14 protein-coding genes are annotated in these 17,829 nt (G+C 62.7%); 10 read left to right on the forward strand and 4 right to left on the reverse strand.

Features of this window, described 5'->3' with window-relative positions; genetic code table 11:
* Positions 1–230 precede the first annotated feature (230 nt).
* The 6 genes from puuE (at position 231) to L0U80_RS06910 (ending at position 5,104) form a co-directional block, all read left to right on the forward strand.
* The gene (gene puuE / locus L0U80_RS06885; RefSeq protein WP_233863217.1) at positions 231–1,190 is read left to right on the forward strand and encodes an allantoinase PuuE; all 960 of its coding nucleotides are present in this window, start codon (positions 231–233) and stop codon (positions 1,188–1,190) included.
* On the forward strand, positions 1,187–1,708 hold the full coding sequence (uraD, locus tag L0U80_RS06890; protein ID WP_233863218.1) for a 2-oxo-4-hydroxy-4-carboxy-5-ureidoimidazoline decarboxylase: 522 nt from the start codon (positions 1,187–1,189) through the stop codon (positions 1,706–1,708). The genes puuE and uraD overlap by 4 nt, the downstream gene beginning before the upstream one ends.
* Before the next feature lie 80 nt (positions 1,709–1,788).
* Positions 1,789–2,799 carry an allantoicase gene (gene alc, locus L0U80_RS06895; protein WP_233863219.1) on the forward strand — a complete coding sequence of 337 codons (1,011 nt, stop codon included), beginning with the start codon at positions 1,789–1,791 and terminating at the stop codon, positions 2,797–2,799.
* Positions 2,800–2,818: 19 nt separating this feature from the next.
* A complete protein-coding gene (locus tag L0U80_RS06900) occupies positions 2,819–3,355 on the forward strand; it encodes an ureidoglycolate lyase (RefSeq protein ID WP_233863220.1) in 537 nt (178 codons plus the stop codon).
* A 439-nt stretch (positions 3,356–3,794) separates the two neighbouring features.
* A complete protein-coding gene (locus L0U80_RS06905) occupies positions 3,795–4,196 on the forward strand; it encodes a hypothetical protein (RefSeq protein WP_233863221.1) in 402 nt (133 codons plus the stop codon).
* Positions 4,197–4,501: 305 nt separating this feature from the next.
* A complete protein-coding gene (locus tag L0U80_RS06910; RefSeq protein WP_233863222.1) occupies positions 4,502–5,104 on the forward strand; it encodes a transglutaminase-like domain-containing protein in 603 nt (200 codons plus the stop codon).
* 260 nt (positions 5,105–5,364) lie between these two features.
* On the opposite strand, the gene L0U80_RS06915 is transcribed toward L0U80_RS06910, so the two are convergent.
* Positions 5,365–7,461 carry an ESPR-type extended signal peptide-containing protein gene (locus L0U80_RS06915; RefSeq protein ID WP_233863223.1) on the reverse strand — a complete coding sequence of 699 codons (2,097 nt, stop codon included), beginning with the start codon at positions 7,459–7,461 and terminating at the stop codon, positions 5,365–5,367.
* A 641-nt stretch (positions 7,462–8,102) separates the two neighbouring features.
* Between L0U80_RS06915 and L0U80_RS06920 the strand changes: the two genes are divergently transcribed.
* From L0U80_RS06920 to L0U80_RS06935, 4 genes are all read left to right on the forward strand, one after another.
* Positions 8,103–9,062: a hypothetical protein gene (locus tag L0U80_RS06920; RefSeq protein ID WP_233863224.1), complete on the forward strand. Its 960-nt coding sequence runs from the start codon at positions 8,103–8,105 to the stop codon at positions 9,060–9,062.
* Between the two features lie 69 nt (positions 9,063–9,131).
* The gene (locus L0U80_RS06925; protein ID WP_233863225.1) at positions 9,132–10,337 is read left to right on the forward strand and encodes a beta-barrel domain-containing protein; all 1,206 of its coding nucleotides are present in this window, start codon (positions 9,132–9,134) and stop codon (positions 10,335–10,337) included.
* Between the two features lies 1 nt (position 10,338).
* A complete protein-coding gene (locus L0U80_RS06930; protein ID WP_233863226.1) occupies positions 10,339–12,438 on the forward strand; it encodes a peptidase domain-containing ABC transporter in 2,100 nt (699 codons plus the stop codon).
* Positions 12,435–14,309 carry a TolC family outer membrane protein gene (locus L0U80_RS06935; RefSeq protein WP_233863227.1) on the forward strand — a complete coding sequence of 625 codons (1,875 nt, stop codon included), beginning with the start codon at positions 12,435–12,437 and terminating at the stop codon, positions 14,307–14,309. The genes L0U80_RS06930 and L0U80_RS06935 overlap by 4 nt, the downstream gene beginning before the upstream one ends.
* Positions 14,310–14,404: 95 nt before the next feature.
* Here the strand turns inward: L0U80_RS06935 and L0U80_RS06940 are convergent, their stop codons facing one another.
* From L0U80_RS06940 to L0U80_RS06950, 3 genes are all read right to left on the reverse strand, one after another.
* On the reverse strand, positions 14,405–15,598 hold the full coding sequence (locus tag L0U80_RS06940; protein WP_233863228.1) for a urate hydroxylase PuuD: 1,194 nt from the start codon (positions 15,596–15,598) through the stop codon (positions 14,405–14,407).
* Positions 15,599–15,811: 213 nt separating this feature from the next.
* A complete protein-coding gene (uraH, locus tag L0U80_RS06945; protein WP_233863229.1) occupies positions 15,812–16,165 on the reverse strand; it encodes a hydroxyisourate hydrolase in 354 nt (117 codons plus the stop codon).
* 468 nt (positions 16,166–16,633) lie between these two features.
* Positions 16,634–17,566, reverse strand: coding sequence for a LysR substrate-binding domain-containing protein (locus tag L0U80_RS06950; protein ID WP_233863230.1), 933 nt, complete (start codon positions 17,564–17,566; stop codon positions 16,634–16,636).
* Positions 17,567–17,829: the final 263 nt, after the last annotated feature.

The following is a 17,829-nucleotide window of genomic DNA, read 5'->3' on the forward strand; positions in this document are numbered from 1 at the left end:
GGAAACATGCATCGCTGGCACACAATGCGGGGCGCCTGCCATACACGGCGTTTGACCCGTAGTATCTGAGTACGCGTATGGGCGCACTGGGGCGAATTCGCTAAACTGATCCGGTCCTGAAAGCAATCGTCCAGCCGTCCCGCCGCACGGGTGTTTCGCGCAGACAGCACGTTCGATGCATCCGATCGCCGGGTTTTTCTTCTACGCACCGCCCGATGGAATCGTCCAGCATGGCACTCGACCCACAATACCCACGCGATATGGCTGGTTACGGCCGGCATCCGGTGCAGGCCAACTGGCCGGGCCAGGCCCGCGTCGCGGTGCAGTTCGTGCTCAACTACGAAGAGGGCGGCGAGAACTGCGTGCTGCACGGCGATCACGCGTCCGAGCAATTTCTGTCCGAGATCATCGGCGCCGCCGCGTATCCCGCACGCCACATGAGCATGGAGTCCATCTACGAATACGGCTCGCGCGTCGGGGTGTGGCGCATCCTGCGCGAGTTCGAGAAGCGCGGTCTGCCGCTGACGGTGTTCGGCGTCGGCATGGCTATCGAACGCAATCCGGAGGTCGCGCGGGCATTCGTCGAACTCGGCCATGAAATCGCGTGCCACGGCTATCGCTGGATTCATTACCAGGACGCGACGCCCGACATGGAGGCCGAGCACATGCGGCTCGGAATGGAGGCGATCGAGCGCGTGACGGGCGTGCGACCTCTCGGCTGGTACACGGGCCGCGACAGTCCGAACACGCACCGTCTCGTAGTCGAATACGGCGGCTTTCTCTACGACTCCGACTATTACGGCGACGACCTGCCGTTCTGGATGGACGTGGAAGTGACGGGCGGCAAGACAATACCGCAGCTGATCGTGCCGTACACACTGGACACGAACGACATGCGCTTCGCTACGCAGCAGGGATTCAACACAGCGGATCACTTCTTTACGTATCTGCGTGATGCGTTCGACGTGCTCTACGAAGAGGGGGGCGAAGCGCCGAAGATGCTGTCGGTTGGCATGCATTGCCGGCTGCTCGGCCGCCCGGGGCGATTCCGCGCCCTGCAGCGCTTTCTCGATCACATCGAAAAACACGATCGCGTGTGGGTGACTCGCCGCGTCGATATCGCACGCCACTGGTGCGAGCAACATCCCTGTCAATCGAAGCAGAACGATCAACGTGGGGCCGCCGCATGACGGGCATGCACTACACGCTCGAACGGTTGAACTGCGCCTCTAGTGAAGCCTTCGTAGCGGCGCTTTCGGGCATCTTCGAACACTCGCCCTGGGTAGCCGGGGCGGTCGCGGACCAACGTCCGTTCGCGAGCATCGAGGCATTGCATCAGGCGATGTCGCTCGCCGTTCAGAGCGCTGGCGAGACGGAGCAGCTCGCGCTCATCAACGCCCACCCGGAACTCGCGGGCAAGGCGGCGGTGCGCGGAGAACTGACGGTCGAATCGACCCGCGAGCAGAGCTGCGCGGGTCTGAACCAGTGCACGCAGGAACAGTTCGACACGCTGCAGTCCCTCAACCGCGCGTATCGCGAGAAGTTCGGATTCCCGTTCATCCTGGCGGTGCGCGGTTACGACCGTGAAGGCATCATCGAAAACTTCGAATCGCGTATGAACAACAGTCGTGCCGATGAGATGCGCACTACCCTCGACCAGATCTATCGCATTGCGCGATTCAGGCTCGTCGAGCTGGTTCACGCGTGAGACCGTGCGCGTAGGCCGTCGTTGCAGCGGACGCAGTGTTTTCCGGATCACCGAACAGACACGAACGAAGGAAGACTGAGATGGCACTCCCGACACTCGATCCAAACGCGCCCGATTTCACGCGTCGCTACGTGAACCTTGCCGATCCGCGTCTGGGCGCACAGGCGCTCGTTGCCAGCGACGACTTCTTCGCGCCGAAAGAACGCATGCTCAATCCCGAGCCGGCGGTCTTCATCCCGGGCAAGTACGACGACAACGGCAAGTGGATGGACGGCTGGGAAACGCGGCGCAAGCGCACGACGGGCTACGACTGGTGCGTCGTCAAGCTCGCGCGCGCGGGCGTTATCAAGGGGCTCGACATCGACACGAGCTACTTCACGGGCAACTATCCGCCGGCGGCATCGGTGGAAGGCGCATGCGTGCTGGAGGGCGATCCGTCGGCCGCGACGCAGTGGGTCGAGATCGTGCCTTCCGTTTCGCTCAACGGCAATAGCCACCACTATGTCGATGTCGCGAGCGAGACGGCATACACGCACCTGCGTGTGAACATTTATCCCGATGGCGGCATCGCACGTCTGCGCGTCTATGGCCAACCGCAGGTGGACTGGAGCGGTGCGAGCCGCACCGAGCTATTCAACCTCGCGGCGACTGAGAACGGTGCGTATGTCGTCGCCGCGAACAATCAGCACTATGGTGTCGCGTCGAACATACTGATGCCGGGACGCGGGGAGAACATGGGCGACGGTTGGGAAACGCGCCGCCGTCGGGAGCCGGGCAACGACTGGGCGATCATCGCGCTCGCGCAGCCGGGCGTCATCAGGAAGATCGAGGTCGACACGGCGCACTTCAAGGGAAACTATCCGGACCGTTGTTCAATCCAGGCGGCGCGGGTGAACGGCGGCACGGACAGCTCGCTTGTCACGCAGGCGATGTTCTGGCCGATGCTGCTCGGTGAGCAAAAGCTTCAGATGGACAAGCAACATGTTTTCGAAAGCGAGCTGGCCGCACTCGGCCCGGTCACACACGTGCGCCTGAACATCATTCCGGATGGCGGCGTGTCGCGTCTGCGTTTGTGGGGCACGCTCGCATAGGCGGGCCGCGAGCGGAACCATGAGTGATCCGACGCAATCCCCCGGCGCGACGCTCGTCATCGAACGGTTGACGCGTGAAGCGTTCGCGCCATTCGGCGACGTGATCGAGCTCGAAGGCGCGAAGCAGTTCCCCATCAACCTCGCAACGACGATCCGCTTCCACGATCTCGCGAAGGTGGATGTGACGGACGAGGGCGGGCGTACGCTGATCAATCTCTTTCGGGGCGAGCCACGCGTGCTGCCGTTCGAGGTGAAAATGCTGGAGCGTCATCCGCTCGGCAGTCAGGCGTTCGTGCCGCTCAGCGATCGGCCTTATCTGATCGTCGTCGCGCCGGCGGGCGACCTCGACGTCACGAAGGTTCGAGCGTTCGTCACGCGAGGCTGGCAGGGCGTGAACTATGCGAAGGGCGTGTGGCACCATCCGCTGATTGCGCTCGATCAGGTCAGCGATTTTGTCGTTGTCGATCGTGGCGGGGAAGGACTCAATCTCAACGAGCAGGATTTGCCGGAGTCGCTTTGGCTGACCGAGGAGGCAATGCGCGCCGTGCAGCGTTGACGTCTCGTGCGACGCACTGCTAACAAAAAAGGTGTCCGGATTTCGCGGCTATTTTGTCGGTGTTTGACGCAGCGATGCCACGGAGACTGGAGGGCTGCCGGGTGTCTAAGAACGGCCATTACCGTTCGTTCGATGACGCTTCTTAGGGAGTATCTGAATGTCGGGTTACGGATCGGCTGTGGCCGCATGGATGACCGTCCCATTCACGTCGATAACTTGTCCCCGCGAGTGCCTGGGCTATGGCCAGACGAACAAGCCCATGAAGCACGACACGACAGGCATAGATCATCCCGCATCGGGCGCCATGGCGCATTGAGCCACTGTGAGTTGACTCCGCTGCCGCTTGCGCCGGTATCGGCGATTGTCGCGCGCCAGGGTTACCGTGCTCTCGCGATGTATCATTTCGGCGGAACCTCAGGCCGATTTCGCGGAGTCCGTCATGGGAAGGGAATGGAAGCGCCGCATAAGACTGTTTATCCAGCGTTTCTGGCAGCCGACCAGCGCTTGCATGACCTGCATGCCGGGAAGCTGGGGAAACGTCATGAGCCTTACCCATTGGGCGATTGCATTCAAGACTGGGCTGTTCACTGGCTTGCTCGCCGTGCTGCTCACCTTCAGACCCGCGGCGAAGTGGTACGCGAATCGCTACGCAAACGCACTGATCGTCGGCTGCCTGACGGTAGTAGGGGATGCCTACTCTCACGCGAGTCACTATCGCGTTCATATTCTCGAACACATCGCGACGGGAGTCATGTCAGGCTTGTTTGCGCTCACTGCCTCGTACCTATTCGAGGACCGGGCGCGCCGGATTCGCACGGTATGGACGCGTTTGTTCGGGTAAGCGAAGCGCCTCAATCCACGCGGAAGTTGCTACGTTCAAGTCGTCCTTGCGCGCCGACATGATCCAGTGGCCCGTGCCGGACCATAGCAGTCGTCCCCGTTCTGCTCTGCGTTGCCGCTAATCACCTTCATCACCAGGGTCGTTGAGTGGCAGATTCGTTCCAACATCGGGACGTTCGAGGCCGACGTGCGCCATGTGCCCCGATTGCCAACTTCGATTTCCGGGTTCGGCCACTTTCGGCCATTCGACGAATCTGGCTGATAATCGTCATACCGTCTGACCGACGGTACGAACACTCATGAACGTTGGATATTATCGAGGTCAAGCAGATGCAGCGTTATCTTTCGTCGAGCGTGTACATCGACTGGCATACCGCCGAAATCCAGTCGGTCGCTCAGATGCTTGCGAATCGTGCAGGGTCGGAAAGCGAACTGGTACGTCTGTCCTTCGAGTTCGTTCGAGACGAAATACGGCATAGCTCCGACTTTAAGCTCAATCCGGTTACCTGCAAGGCGTCAGATGTTTTGCTACACAAAACGGGCTACTGCTACGCCAAGAGTCATTTGCTCGCAGCCTTGCTCCGAGCCAACGGCGTGCCGACCGGGCTGTGTTATCAACGCTTGTCGGTGGGTAACGGGGGTGCTCCGTATTGCCTTCACGGTTTGAACGCCGTGTACCTGAAAGAAATTGGCTGGTACCGTATTGATGCCCGGGGGAACAAGGCGGGCGTTGATGCACAGTTTCGTCCTCCTCAAGAGGCGCTCGCTTTCCCTATCAGAGACCCCAAGGAACGGGATCTCCCAGAAATCTGGGATGAACCGCTCCCGGTCGTCGTAGAAGCGCTTGCGCGCTATGCTACCTACGACCAGGTTTTGGCAAATCTCCCTGATATCGAACTCATCGGGTGACTGCCACGACGGCCACTTGAATGTCCGGTACCGAGATTTGCAGAGGTCCGCGTCGAGTCGAAATGCACCAGTCCGTAATGCAGTCAATGGTGTCTTCCGCCAAGCACCAAGACTCGACGGCATCAACCGCGAAATGCGAATACCAAAAAAAGCCACGGCGCGAGCCGTGGCTTCTGCTTTCGGCGTGCGCAAGCCGAAGGATCTGCGCACGCCGTTCGCGAACGAGGAGCGCCGTTGACCAGCGCCCCGCAACGAGCGCGTCAGAACTCGTAGCCGATCTGAGCACGCGCGCCAGCGTCGCCATTATTCGTGACGGCGACTGCGCCGTTCACGAGCCAATGCGAGTTCGCCGACCGATACGTCACGCCAACCGCGCCAGCGCTGCCGCCCTTGTAGTAGCCGCCACCGGCTGCGACGACCGTGCGGCCCGGAGCCGAAGGCGTGAGGTTCGGCATCGCCATCGCCGCTGCTACGCCCGAATACGCGTTTTTCTCAACGGTGTTGATCGTGTTGCGAAGGCCCGACATCTGCTGGTTGATCGCGGTGTTCTGCTGCGCAATCGTGCTGTTCATCTGTTCCACATTCACGGCGTCGGTGGGCGCCGTGCCGGCTGTCACGTTGACGATCTGACGCGTCGCACCTTCTTGGCCGACCGAGACCGCATCGTCGCGATTCGCGATCGAGTTCGCGCCGATGGCTACCGAGTTCTTCCCAGAGGCGTTTGCCTTGTCGCCGAGCGCGGTCGAGTTGTCGCCGGTTGCCGCCGCGCCGCCGCCGAGTGCGATCGACTGCGCACCGGCTGCGGCGGCCGCGCCGCTCGTGGTGTTGGTCGAGAGCGCCGTCGATCCGTTGGCGCTTACGTTCTGTATCGCCTGATTGAGGTTCGCGACTTGCTGATTCGTCGCAAAGAGCTGCTGGCCGGTCACGGCATCGGTGCTGGTGTCGCTGAGCGTGGCGTTCTGCAGGCCCGTCATCGTGACGTTGCCGCCCGTCGCGCTGCTGAGTGTGATCGTATCGTGTGCCGACGAGTCGTACGTCACCGGATCCGTGCCGGTCGACGCGGCGAGCTGCGACGCACCCGAGCTGGTGTCCGCTGCCGCGAGAACGCGTGCCGACATCCCCTGGGCGCCGCCGCCGCCATTCAAGGCCGAGCTGATCAGGTTGTTCACCTGACCGAGATTGACCGCATCGGTATCCTGAATGCCGTCCGCCACATTGCTGATCACGGTGCCCGTGGGCAGGTAGCCAGCGTTACGGTCCCCGTTGATGTGATACGGGCTAAAGCCGTCGCCGGTGGCGAGCGTAATCGAGGGGCTGCCGGCAGCGATCGAGCCTGCATCGTAGGTGACAGCCTTGTTCAGTACGCCGCCGATGTTGTCGAACTGGAAGCCCGCCGACTGCATCTGCGCAACGTTCACCGCGTCGCTTGCACCCGTGCCGGCCGCGAGGCCGGTGAGCTTGCGCACCCCGGCCGTGCCGGTCAGGTCGACGATCGTCCCGTCCGTGTCCTTGCCGACCGTGATGTTTCGGGTCGCCTGATCTTGCTGGACGATGCCGATCTTGCCGTTCGAGATGTTTTCGATGAGGTTGGTGAGCGTGGTCGTGTTGTTGACGACGCCCTGATTGACCTCGTAGAGCTGCGAACCGTTGACCGCGTCGGTGCTCGCAGGCGCCATATCGCCTGCGGCGACGTTGCGAAGTGCGACCGGCGCCTTTGCGGTTGTGCCGCCGAGCGTGAGCGTGTCGTGATTGGTCGTGTCGTACATGACGGCGTCGCCGACGTAATTTTGCAGATTCGTGATGCTCTGGTTTGTCGCGTACAGCTGCGAACCATTGACCGCTTCGGTGCTATCTGCCGCCACGAGGCCCGGCGCCATCTGGACGATCTTCTGGTTGCTCATCGTGACGATGCTGTCGAAGGTCGTCGGGCCGTAGACCATGATGCTCGCGCCCTTGATGTTGAGCGTGCCGTTCTGATAGCCCGCGACCTGGGCCGTCGACGCATTGAAGCCGTAGCCGCCCTTCGTATCGGCAGCATTGTTCAGCGAGAAGGCGAGGCCGTCGGTCGTGCCTTTGCCATCGACCGAGCAGTCGATCGACTGGCTGCCGCCCGAGGAGCCCCACGAGTAGCCTTTGGCGCCCGAGCACATTTCAAGGCCACCCTGGCCCACGGTGCCGGGTGTGGGCGCGGTGGTCGTGGTGGCAAAGGCCGACGTGGCGTTCGCGGCGAGCCCAACCGCGCCCGTTACGAGAATGGCGAGCCGGCGCACGGACTTGCCACGCGCAGCAGCGGTTTCGGGTGCGGCGACCCAGGTTTGGTCTGCTTCGCTCCAGATCGAGCGGTACGTTTTGTTCATCGAGAAACACCCCATAGTGACTAATGACGGTCGTTGTGCGTGCTCTTCAGCGCGAGGCCTGGTGCTCCGTCACTACGCGCAGCAGGGCTGGCGCCGAAGATCGCAGCGCGACTGTAGGGTGGGGTGTTTCAAGGTTAAATACGAATAGTCCTAAATATCTGGCGAAAGTGCCGTATTTAATATATTTCAAAGAATATTGCCGCCTGATTTTGTCGAGTGGGTAGCGATACTGGCGATTCACTCGTGAAGACAGCTTCTCTGCACGATCGCGATGACCGTGAGGATCTCGAAATTCAGACATTCGTGACTATTTGTGAATACTCGTTGAAAAATGTTAAAGCGTATTGAGTCATGCTGTTTGGCTAATTAACATCCACACGCCGTCACTGATGTGAATCGTGATGGCCAACTCAATCCGATAATTTCAAGGACTCGATATGCAAAAGATCGAACGCAACCAACTCGCTAATCTCAAAGTTGCTGGTGGCTGCTGCGGCTCCGATAAGGGCACTACCCAGGATACTCCGGTTCCGCGTTAATCACGTAGTCAGGTAGGCCTCTGGGTGAAAGGGGGGGCGTTATCGCCCCCCTTTTTTTTCTGTTGGCTTTAGGGCCTGCCGACCGGGATCACGTCTTTCACCATGTCGCTTTCGCTCACTGCTGTCCTGCAGCCACTTCACGGCCTCGTCCATCGTTTTGCAGCCGCACGTTTGGCCACGCGGCGCGCGGTGCTCTCGCGGTTGTCGTTCAGGGCTGTGGAGCGCGGCGCGCTGGTGAGCTGGCTCGTTCGTGGGGCATTCAGCGGGCGGGTCCGCGCGGTGGGTGTCGCGCGGTACGAAGCGGGACGTGCGGACGTGGCCCTCACGCGTCGCGACGCACTGCGTACGATGAGTGCCAGGGTACGCGAGGCCTGGATTGATGAACGGTTCTACGCCGCGCACGAGCGCGGGCGTGACCCTTGCCCAGAACTGCGTGTGTTCGCCGCACAAATTGTGGCGCGCATCCGCGAGATGCGGGCCCGCGAGCCGAAGCGCCCCATCATCCTTTCTCCGTTTCACTATCTTTCGCAGTACGCGAACGTCTGTATCGTCGAGCATGTGCGCAGGGGGCTCGGGATCGAATCGATCTCGCTCGTATCCGGCGTGCCGCGCGATGTATACGGCGACGACGCGACCATGATCCCCTCCATACGCGTGCTCCACACATACGCCGAAAGTGGAGAGCAGCGCAACTCGCTGGGGCTGCGAGTCGTGCGTGCGTTGCGGCGGGAGGGCGTCGCGGTGCTGTTCGCCGACGTGCCTCCATTCACGCTCGCGAAATTTCCGATGGAGACCGTGGACGTGTTTCTGCGGGGACGTCACGCGCGCGTGCATGCGGGTGTCTTCCGGCTTGGGGCGCCGCTTGATGCGTATTTGCTGCCGTTCTATCTGCGTTTGGAACGCGGACGTTTCGGTATGCGAATGTTTGAGCCGATCGCGCTTGCCGAACTCGACGCGCCGCAGCGTCTGGCCGACGACATCGACATCGCCTGTAAAGAAAACTATCCGCACTGGCTGTACGCCGGCCATCCGTGCGTCTATCACTTTGCGCCGACCCGCTGATTTCAGGGCAGGGCGAGCACTCCACACACGTCATGCCGGCACGACCGGCAACGGGGACCGCATCACACCATGGAGCCGCACTATCTTCCCGAGTTCCGGGATATCCGCGGACGCTGGATTGCCTACGGTGCTTCGGCATTCGTGCTGGCAGGCATCGTTTTCGCATTCGTTCATCAGGTTGAGCTGAAGCAGGATGTGCGCTGCGAAATCGTGTCGCCTTCGGAAATCAAGGTACAGGGCGAGAGCGGGTTGATCTCCGCGATCTACGTGCAGCCACCCGCGCACGTTGAAGCTGGTCAGCCGCTATTCAGGCTCGAACGCGACATGACGCTCGCCAGTGATGGCGCCCGGCACGGCGCCTTCAACGCACAAGTGCGCGACGAACAGCGCCGGGCGGTCGTTGCGCTTTACGCGCAGCGGCGCGTCGATCTCGAATCGCAGGTTGCCACCGCGCGTGCGGAGGAAGCGAGCCGACGCGCCGAACTCGCCGGAATCGACGAGCAAGGCGACCAGAATCGTCAGCTCGCCGACGAAACGCAGAAGAAACTCGACCGCCTCGAATCGGTGTCGGACTTCGTCGTCGCCGACCGCATCGAGCAGGCGCGCGCGGAACTGCACCAGAGCCGCATCGCGCTCGCGCAGTCCGCAGAGCGGCGGCAGCAGACGCTGGCTGCAATCACCAATCTTCAGAACACGCAAACCGCGCTTGCCGCGCAGTCGAAGGAACTCGACGCGAGCCGCGCGCGCGATTTGCAGGACGCCGATGCGCGCTTCGAGCAGACACGCCGCGATGCCACGGTGTCGGCGCCGAAGGCGGGCACCGTGACGTTCTCGCGGCTCGTGCAGGGCAGCAAGCTGCAACCGGACGATATCGCGATGGTGCTCGTGACCGACACGTCGCAGCCACTGCGCGCCGAGTTGCGCATTTCATCGCGGCGGCGCGGTTTCGTGCGCGAAGGGCAGACGGTGCGGCTCAAATTCGACGCTTTTCCTTACGCGAAATTCGGCACTTACGAGGCGCGCATCGATTCGATTTCGCGCACCACCGTGAGCGCGGCGCAGCCCACGGCAGTCGACTTTGGCGAGGACGGCATGCCGCAAGCGCCCGGTGACGACTACATCGCGTGGGTCACGTTGCGCGGGCATACGTTCGAATATGGCAAGCAGCGTTTCGACATCCTGCCGGGCATGCAGGCGAGCGCGAGCATCGTGATCGAGCGGCGCACCATCGCCGAGTGGGTGCTCGAGCCGTTGTTCAAGATCGTGCGAGGCTGATATGCGGGTGATCTATCAAAATGAAGTAGCGGAATGCGGCTACGCGTGCCTTGCTATGGTGCTCACGCATTTGGGCCGCGCGACCGAGGTGCGGGAACTGTCGGCTTATCGGCCGATCTCGGCGAACGGCCTCTCGCTAATGGACCTGTACGACGTTGCAGCCGATTTCGGCCTCGAAGTGCAGGCGTTCCGCTTCGATGCTTCGCACCTCCGGGAGATCAAGCGCGGATCGATCATTCATTTCGGCGGCGCGCATTTCGTCATGTTCTTGCGCTGCACGCGCCACTACGTGTGGTTGATCGATCCGGCCATGGGCCGACGCCGCATTGCGATGGCCACGTTTCTTGCCGGTGTGTCAGGCTATCTGCTCGAATGCGCGCCCACGCCTTCGCTGCCTCGCATCGTGAAGCGCAGGCGCGTGCCGGCTGCGTTCGAACGCCTGCGCGTGCTCAATCCGCAGATGCGCGGCCAGATCGCGAAAATCCTCTTCGTCGCGCTCGGCAGCCAGTTCGCGATCCTCGCGCTGCCGTATTTCGGCGCTTTCGTGCTCGACAATGTCGTCGCGCAGGACAACATTAATCTTCTGAATGTGCTTGTCATCACGTTCGCGGGCATCTTCGCCATTGGCGCGATCAGCCAGTACGTGCAGGGCACGCTCGTGGAACTGCTGTACGCGCGCGTGAGCGTGCATTCGACTGAAGGCCTGATGGCCCATCTGTTGCGAGTGCCGATTGCGTACTTCGAAAAGCGCAATGTCGGCGACGTGTTTGCCCGCGTGAAGGCTCAGGACGAGATCACGGGCTTTGCCTCGCGTTCAGTCGTCACGTTTTACGTCGATGTGGGCGTCGGACTCCTGGCTACGCTGCTCATGTTCATCCAGAGCGCAATGCTTTCAACCGTTGCGCTGCTGATTTTCGCCCTGTATGTGCTGATTTCCGGACTCATGTTCGCGGCGATGCGGGAGTCGCAGGGTCGAGTATTCCAGGAGGGCGCGCGCTGCGACGACGCGCTCATCGAAACCGTGCGCGCCGCGTCGCTGATCAAGCTATCGCAAGGCGAAACACGCCGCGTCTCGAAGTTCATGGGACTGTTCCGCGTCTTCACCGCAGCGAAGTTGCGCAGCGGCCGCCTTGGCAAGACCCGCGACGCAATGCTGGGTCTCTTGAAGAACACGGAGACGCTTCTCATCACCTGGCTCGCCGCGCGGTACATGCTGGCCGGGCAGCTATCGGTCGGCGTGTTGTATTCGTTCATGATCTACAAGACGTTGTTGTCTGATCGCTTCGCCAGTGCGATCAACACGATCTTTTCGTATTTCATGCTGAGCGTGCCGGTCTCGCGCGTTGACGACATCACCGAGTGCGAGACCGAGCGCTACACGCCGATGGAGGACCTGCACAAGATCGTCGAGGCGCGGCGCTTCGAATCCATCAGTGTGCGCGACGTGACGTTCGCGTATGGCGTCTCCGATCACCCGGTGCTCAAGGGGGCGACACTCGAAATCGCGCGCGGCGACAAGATCGTGATTACAGGGCCTTCTGGCGCGGGCAAATCGACGCTCTTCAAGCTGCTCGCCGCCTCCGAACTTGCGCAGTCAGGCGAGATTCTGCTTAACGGCATCGCGTGGCCGAATCTCACGGTCGACGAAATCCGCCGGCACGCAGCGCACATGCGCCAGGGCGACATCATCCTCCACGGCTCGATTGCCGATAACGTCTCGCTGTTCGAAGCGAATCCTGACGAAGCGCGCATCCATGCGATCCTCGGCGACGTGGGGTTGCTCGACGACGTGATGGGGTTGCCGATGCGCACGCGCACCGTAATCAGCGATTCGGCGGCGAACATTTCGGCGGGGCAGCGTCAGCGGCTGTTGCTTGCGCGCGCGCTTTACCAGCGGCGCGAAGTGCTGCTGCTCGACGAGCCTACCTCCAATCTCGACCCGGCCGCCGTGCAACGCATCGCGGATCTGCTTCAGCGGCTCGACTGCACCGTGGTGGTCATCACGCACGATGCGTCGATGTCGGGTGGATTCGACCGGCACTATCACCTGGTCGATGGCGCGCTCGTGCGCGTCGACGCGAACGCAGAGACGCGCGCATGAAGGGGCGCTTCGCATTGACGGCGCTCGCGTGTGCAGTGCAGGCGGGCGGCGCGCGGGCGGCCGATCTGCTGGACGTGGTTGAGGACACGCTCGATCACGATGCGACGCTCGCCGCGGCGCGCGACGCGTATCGCGCCGCGGCGCAGGCCGTGCCGAAGGCGCGGGCGGGGCTGCTTCCGCGCGTCGATGGCGGCTGGGGGCGGCAGTACAACCGCATCGCGATGGATGGGTTCCCGAACGTCGACTACTGGCAGAACGGCTGGACCGTAGTGCTCACGCAGCCGATTTTCGACTGGGCCCGGTGGAGTACCTGGCGGCAAGCCGACTACGTGGTCGCGCGCGGCGAACTGGAGGCGGCGAGCGCGGGCCAGGATGCGATCCTGCGTGCGGCTCAGGCCTATTTCGATGCGCTCGCCGCCACTGACGAGGTGGCACGCGCAGACGACTATCTGCGCGCGCTCGACACGCACCTCGCATTGCTCGCGCGAGCGAAGAGGGCAGGAGAGGCGACACTCGTCGATATACGTGAGGCCGAGGCGAGCCGTGCCCAGGCGCAACTGCAATTGCTCGACGCGAGAGACCGCGTGCTGCTCGCGCGCTCCGCGCTCGAACGCCTGACGGGCAAGCCTGCCGAGACACTCGCGACGCTCCCCGAACATGCCGTGATGCCCGCACTCGAGCCGGCGGACGCGGATTCCTGGATCACGCAGGCGCAGGCCCGCTGCTATCCCGTGCAGATTCGCGAGCTTGCGCTGCAGATCGCGAAGCTCGATACGGAAAAGGCGCGCGCGAGCCACTATCCGCGCGTCGATCTGCAAATCACGCACACGCCTGCGGGGGCCGGTGGCGGTTATTCCCGGCCCACGACGACGACGACGGGGCTGCTCGCGCTGCAGATTCCACTGTTCTCCGGCGGCGAGGCGACGGCGCAGGTCGATGAGGCGAAGGCACTCGAGGACAAGGCGCGCGACGAACTGGAAGCGGCAACGCGCGGCGCGGCCGGGGCGGCCCGCGATGACTGGCTGCGCGCGACGTCGGGTCGGGCGCGGATCGTCGCGATGGAGACGCTCGTGCAGCGTGCGCAGGCGTCGCTCGACGCGACGAGGACTGGTTTTCGCGTGGGCAGCCGCGCGAGTACGGACGTGCTGCGTGCGACGGACAGCTTCTATGCGAGCCGCCGCGACCTGATTCGTGCGCGATACGACACGGTGCTTGCCTTGCTGAAGCTGCTCGCCGAAACGGCGAGTCTGAATCTCGACGAAGTCGGGCGCATCAATACGCAGTTGTACGCACAACGCGCAAGCGAGCCGCGAATTGTGGATCCGGGTGTGGCGGTTGCGGCGCGGCAGGCGGCGGAGTCGAGCCCGTCTGATGCTGCGTCGCCCGTGGTTGCGGGTGGACGCATGGCGGTGCAGATCGCTTCACCTGCGGCACCCCGGTCCGGTGGCGGTTCACAAGCCACGGCTTCGTTTCCTCCGATGGCGCTGGACACGGCGTTCGCCAGTGGCACGCGTGGGAAACCGTCGGAGGGATCGATGCGCATCGTGGCTGTGCAAGCGGGTCCGTCCGAAGTGCCAGCGTCTGATTCGACGCCGCTACCGGCACCCATGACGACGACTGTGCCCACACCTGTGCCTGCATCCGTAACGCCGTCAGCGCCAGCGTTCGTTGTGACGCGCATAAGCGAAAGCGCGCCCCAGCCTCAAATCGTATCCGCGAGCCCGTCCGTGTCCGCGCCCGTTGTGGCGCGCATGCCCGAGCGTGCGCTTCAGCCCGTGCCGTCGTCGACGGTTCGCAGCCTGATAAACGCTGCCGAAATGGCGCCCGCGATCCCAGCGGCGTTCACGACGATGGGGACGCCGTTGCGCTGAGTTCCCGAGCGCGAGGCGGCCCGTTCGCGTAACAAGAAAGCGTGCACCTCGCGCTTTCTCTTTAGCATCAGCGTGAACGCGCGTCGAGCTCGACCTCACTTCACCGCGCCGCCTTCGAACCAGGCGGCGATCTTCTGCCGTTCGCCGTCGGTCATGTGCGTGACGTTGCCAAGCGGCATCGACTTCATCTGCACGGCCTGTTGATAAAGACGTTGTGCGTTCTGCGATATCTCGTCGGGCGTATCGAACATCACGCCAGCGGGCGCTGCGCCCATCAACGTCGGATGCGTCGAGTGGCACACCGCGCAGCGGGCCTGCAGGATAGGCTGGATGTCGGCGATCGTCAGTGCCGGCGCATTCGTGGCATCGGCCTGCGGCACGACCGGGCGTGGCAACGTCCACGTGATCGCGCCGAACATCAACGCGATACCGCCGAGCGGCAAATACCAGAGCACCTGGCCGCGGTGACGCATCACGAAGAACTGTCGAATCAGCGCGCCGGCCAGCATGATCACCGCGAGCACGGCCCAGTTGTGCGGGTGCGTGTAGGTCATCGCATAGTGGTTCGACAACATCGCGAACACCACCGGCAGCGTGAAATAGGTGTTGTGTACCGAACGTTGCTTGCCGCGCTTGCCATAGATCGGGTTGGGCTCGTCGCCCTTGAGCATTGCGTCGACCATCTTGCGCTGGCCCGGGATGATGACGAAGAACACGTTCGCCGACATGATCGTCGCGAGCATCGCACCGACGATCAGGTACGCGGCCCGGCCCGAAAAAACGTGGCACGCGAGCCAGGCCGCGATCAGTACATAGATGCCGACGCTAACGCCAAGCAGTCTGTCGCGCATACCGAGCAGGCGGCACAGGGCGTCATAAACGATCCAGCCCGCGGCGAGAAAGCCGAGCGCCGAGAAAATCGCGACGACCGGACCGATGTCGAGCACGTTCTTGTCGATGAGGTACGTGTTCGGCGCGAAGAGGTAAAGCACCGTGAAGAGCGACGCGCCGGACAGCCACGTCGTGTACGACGGCCACTTCGACCAGTGGAGGTCCTTCGGCATTTCGGGCGGGGCAAGGGTGTACTTCTGCATGTTGTAGAAGCCGCCACCGTGAACGTGCCACAGCTCGCCGAACACGCCGCGGCGGCGCTGGTTCGGGTCCGCGGGCGGTTTGAGGCTGTTGTCGAGCGCGACGAAATAGAACGACTCGCCGATCCAGGCGATCGCGACGACGACGTGGAACCAGCGCAGTGTGAGGCTCAGCCAGTCGGTGATGAAACCTTCCATGAAACGCCTCCACGCCTGATTTGTCGTGTGCCGAGCGCGTGATGCGGCTCGCTGGATGTGAGTGTTACATCGTCGTGCGGTGCTGCGGTGCCGATGAACGGATGCGTTGGCGCGAAGGATATTGCGTGGCCGCGGCGTCGTGCATGCCGTGCGGCGGTATCGCGCTGCCGGTCTTGCGTGCGCGGAAGCTGTCGTCGGCCTGGTCGTGCGCGCTCAGCTGCCGCGGTACGTGCTATACGACCAGGGTGAGACGAGCAGCGGCACGTGATAGTGGCTGCCGGCGTCCGCGATGCCAAAGCGCAGCACCACATGATCGACGAAACGCGGCTGCGGCAGATTCGTTCCGAGTGACGCGAAGTAGTCGCCCGCATGAAAGACGAGTTCGTATTCGCCCGCGACGAGCGCCTTGCCTTCGAGCAGCGGTTCGTCGCAGCGGCCGTCGTGGTTTGTCGTGACGGTTTTCAGCGCGTGGCGCGCATCGCCTGAGAGCGCAAAGAGTTCGACCTTGATGCCCGACCCGGGACGACCGTTTGCGGTGTCGAGCACATGAGTGGTGAGCTTGCCCATTCGCAGTTTCCTTGTGTCGTGCCTGTAATGACTGCGCGAAGTTTCAGCGATGGCCCGATCCCATGATCCCTGGCGGCGGATCGCGGTTGTACGTCAGCGTTGGCCACATCCCCGTCGAAGGATTGAAGCGGGCGCCGTCAACGCATTTTAGGAACGAACGCGGCCCAGTCGCATGACCGATAAGCAACATAACGCCTGCGGCATGAGCCACACGACGCTTCGCACGGGTTCACCCTGGTTTCGGGCGACTCGACGTGTATCGGGCCTATCGCGTGGTTATCGTAACGTTGCCAGAATTCAGCCGTTATATCGGCGCTTTAAATCCCTATATCGCGGTTATCAGAATTGCCGGCGCAATTTTGGCGGCTGAAGGTACGGAATGTGAGCAACGTGTGTCGCGCGATGCGAAGACGGAGCGGCGGTACCGGGCAGCCACTGGCCAATGGTGTCCATGACGCGTTCGTGCGATCAGGACTTTTCGGTCAGCGTTCTGGCCGCTTCAGTCACGAGGCCCCGCAACCAGCGCACCTCGTCCGAGTAGTGACAGCGTTCGTGCCACAACTGGTAATACTGCATCGGCGGAAAATCGAGCGGCGCGGGCACGACCGTGAGCGGCAGGACACGCGCGTAGTGATCGGCGAAGAGGCGTGTCGTCGTGAAGATCAGATCCGACTTGACGAGCACGTAGGGCGCGAGGTTGAAGTACGGCAAAGTGACGACGACGTGCCGTTTGAGGCGTTCGCGTGCGAGATGTACGTCGATGGCGCCGCGCTGGCCGACGGAATAGGGCGTCGGCGCGAGATGCGCCGCGCTCAGGTACTGCTCGAGCGTGAGCGCGCCGCGCTTCGCGAACGGGTGCGTGTTGCTCATGAGGCAGACGATCTGGTCGACGAACAGGTTCGACAGATGCAACTGCTCGGGCGGCTCGGGCCAGTTGCCGATCACGATGTCGAGCTTGCCCTCTTCGAGCGCGAGTTCATAGTCAAACGCGGGGCCGAGCGAGTGGAATTCGAGCGTTGCATTGGGCGCGGCCTGGCGAAGGCGCTCGACGACGGTCGGCACGAACAGGACGTTCAGATAGTCAGGGCAGCCGATCCGGTAGCAGCGGATCGACGTTGCGGGGTCGAAGCTGTGCTGCTGAAAACGGATGCGCTCGATTTCGCGCAGCGCGTTCTGCACGGGTTCGAGCAGACGCAGGCCGTATTCGGTCGGTACCATGCCGGACTTTCCGCGCACGAGAAGGGGGTCGCCGGTGATATCGCGCAGACGTCGCAATGCCGCGCTGATGGCGGGCTGCGACTGGTTGAGCTTGACAGCCGCACGCGTGACGCTGCGCTCCATCAGGAGGGTGTTCAGGACGCGCAACAAATAGGTGTCGATCGCCTCGCGCTGCTGGCTCATGAAGTCTCCGGGCTATATCGTTTGGCTATCGATTGTCCTTGCAGGTATATGATTTTTGATATAACCGGTCTGCTCCGTCAAGGGAGGCATCCCTGGAGTCCCCGCGCCATATGGTCCGGCGGGCTTTTTGCCCCTCGACGGACGCGCGGCTAACAGGTATCGTCACCCCCGCGCGGCGGCCGGTCATGGAAAAGCTGCGGCCGGTGCATCCATAATGGTGCGCGGGCAACTACCGGGGCGGCATCCGCCAGGCCCGGAAAACG

Source organism: Paraburkholderia adhaesiva (assembly GCF_021390575.1).
Taxonomy (GTDB): domain Bacteria; phylum Pseudomonadota; class Gammaproteobacteria; order Burkholderiales; family Burkholderiaceae; genus Paraburkholderia; species Paraburkholderia adhaesiva.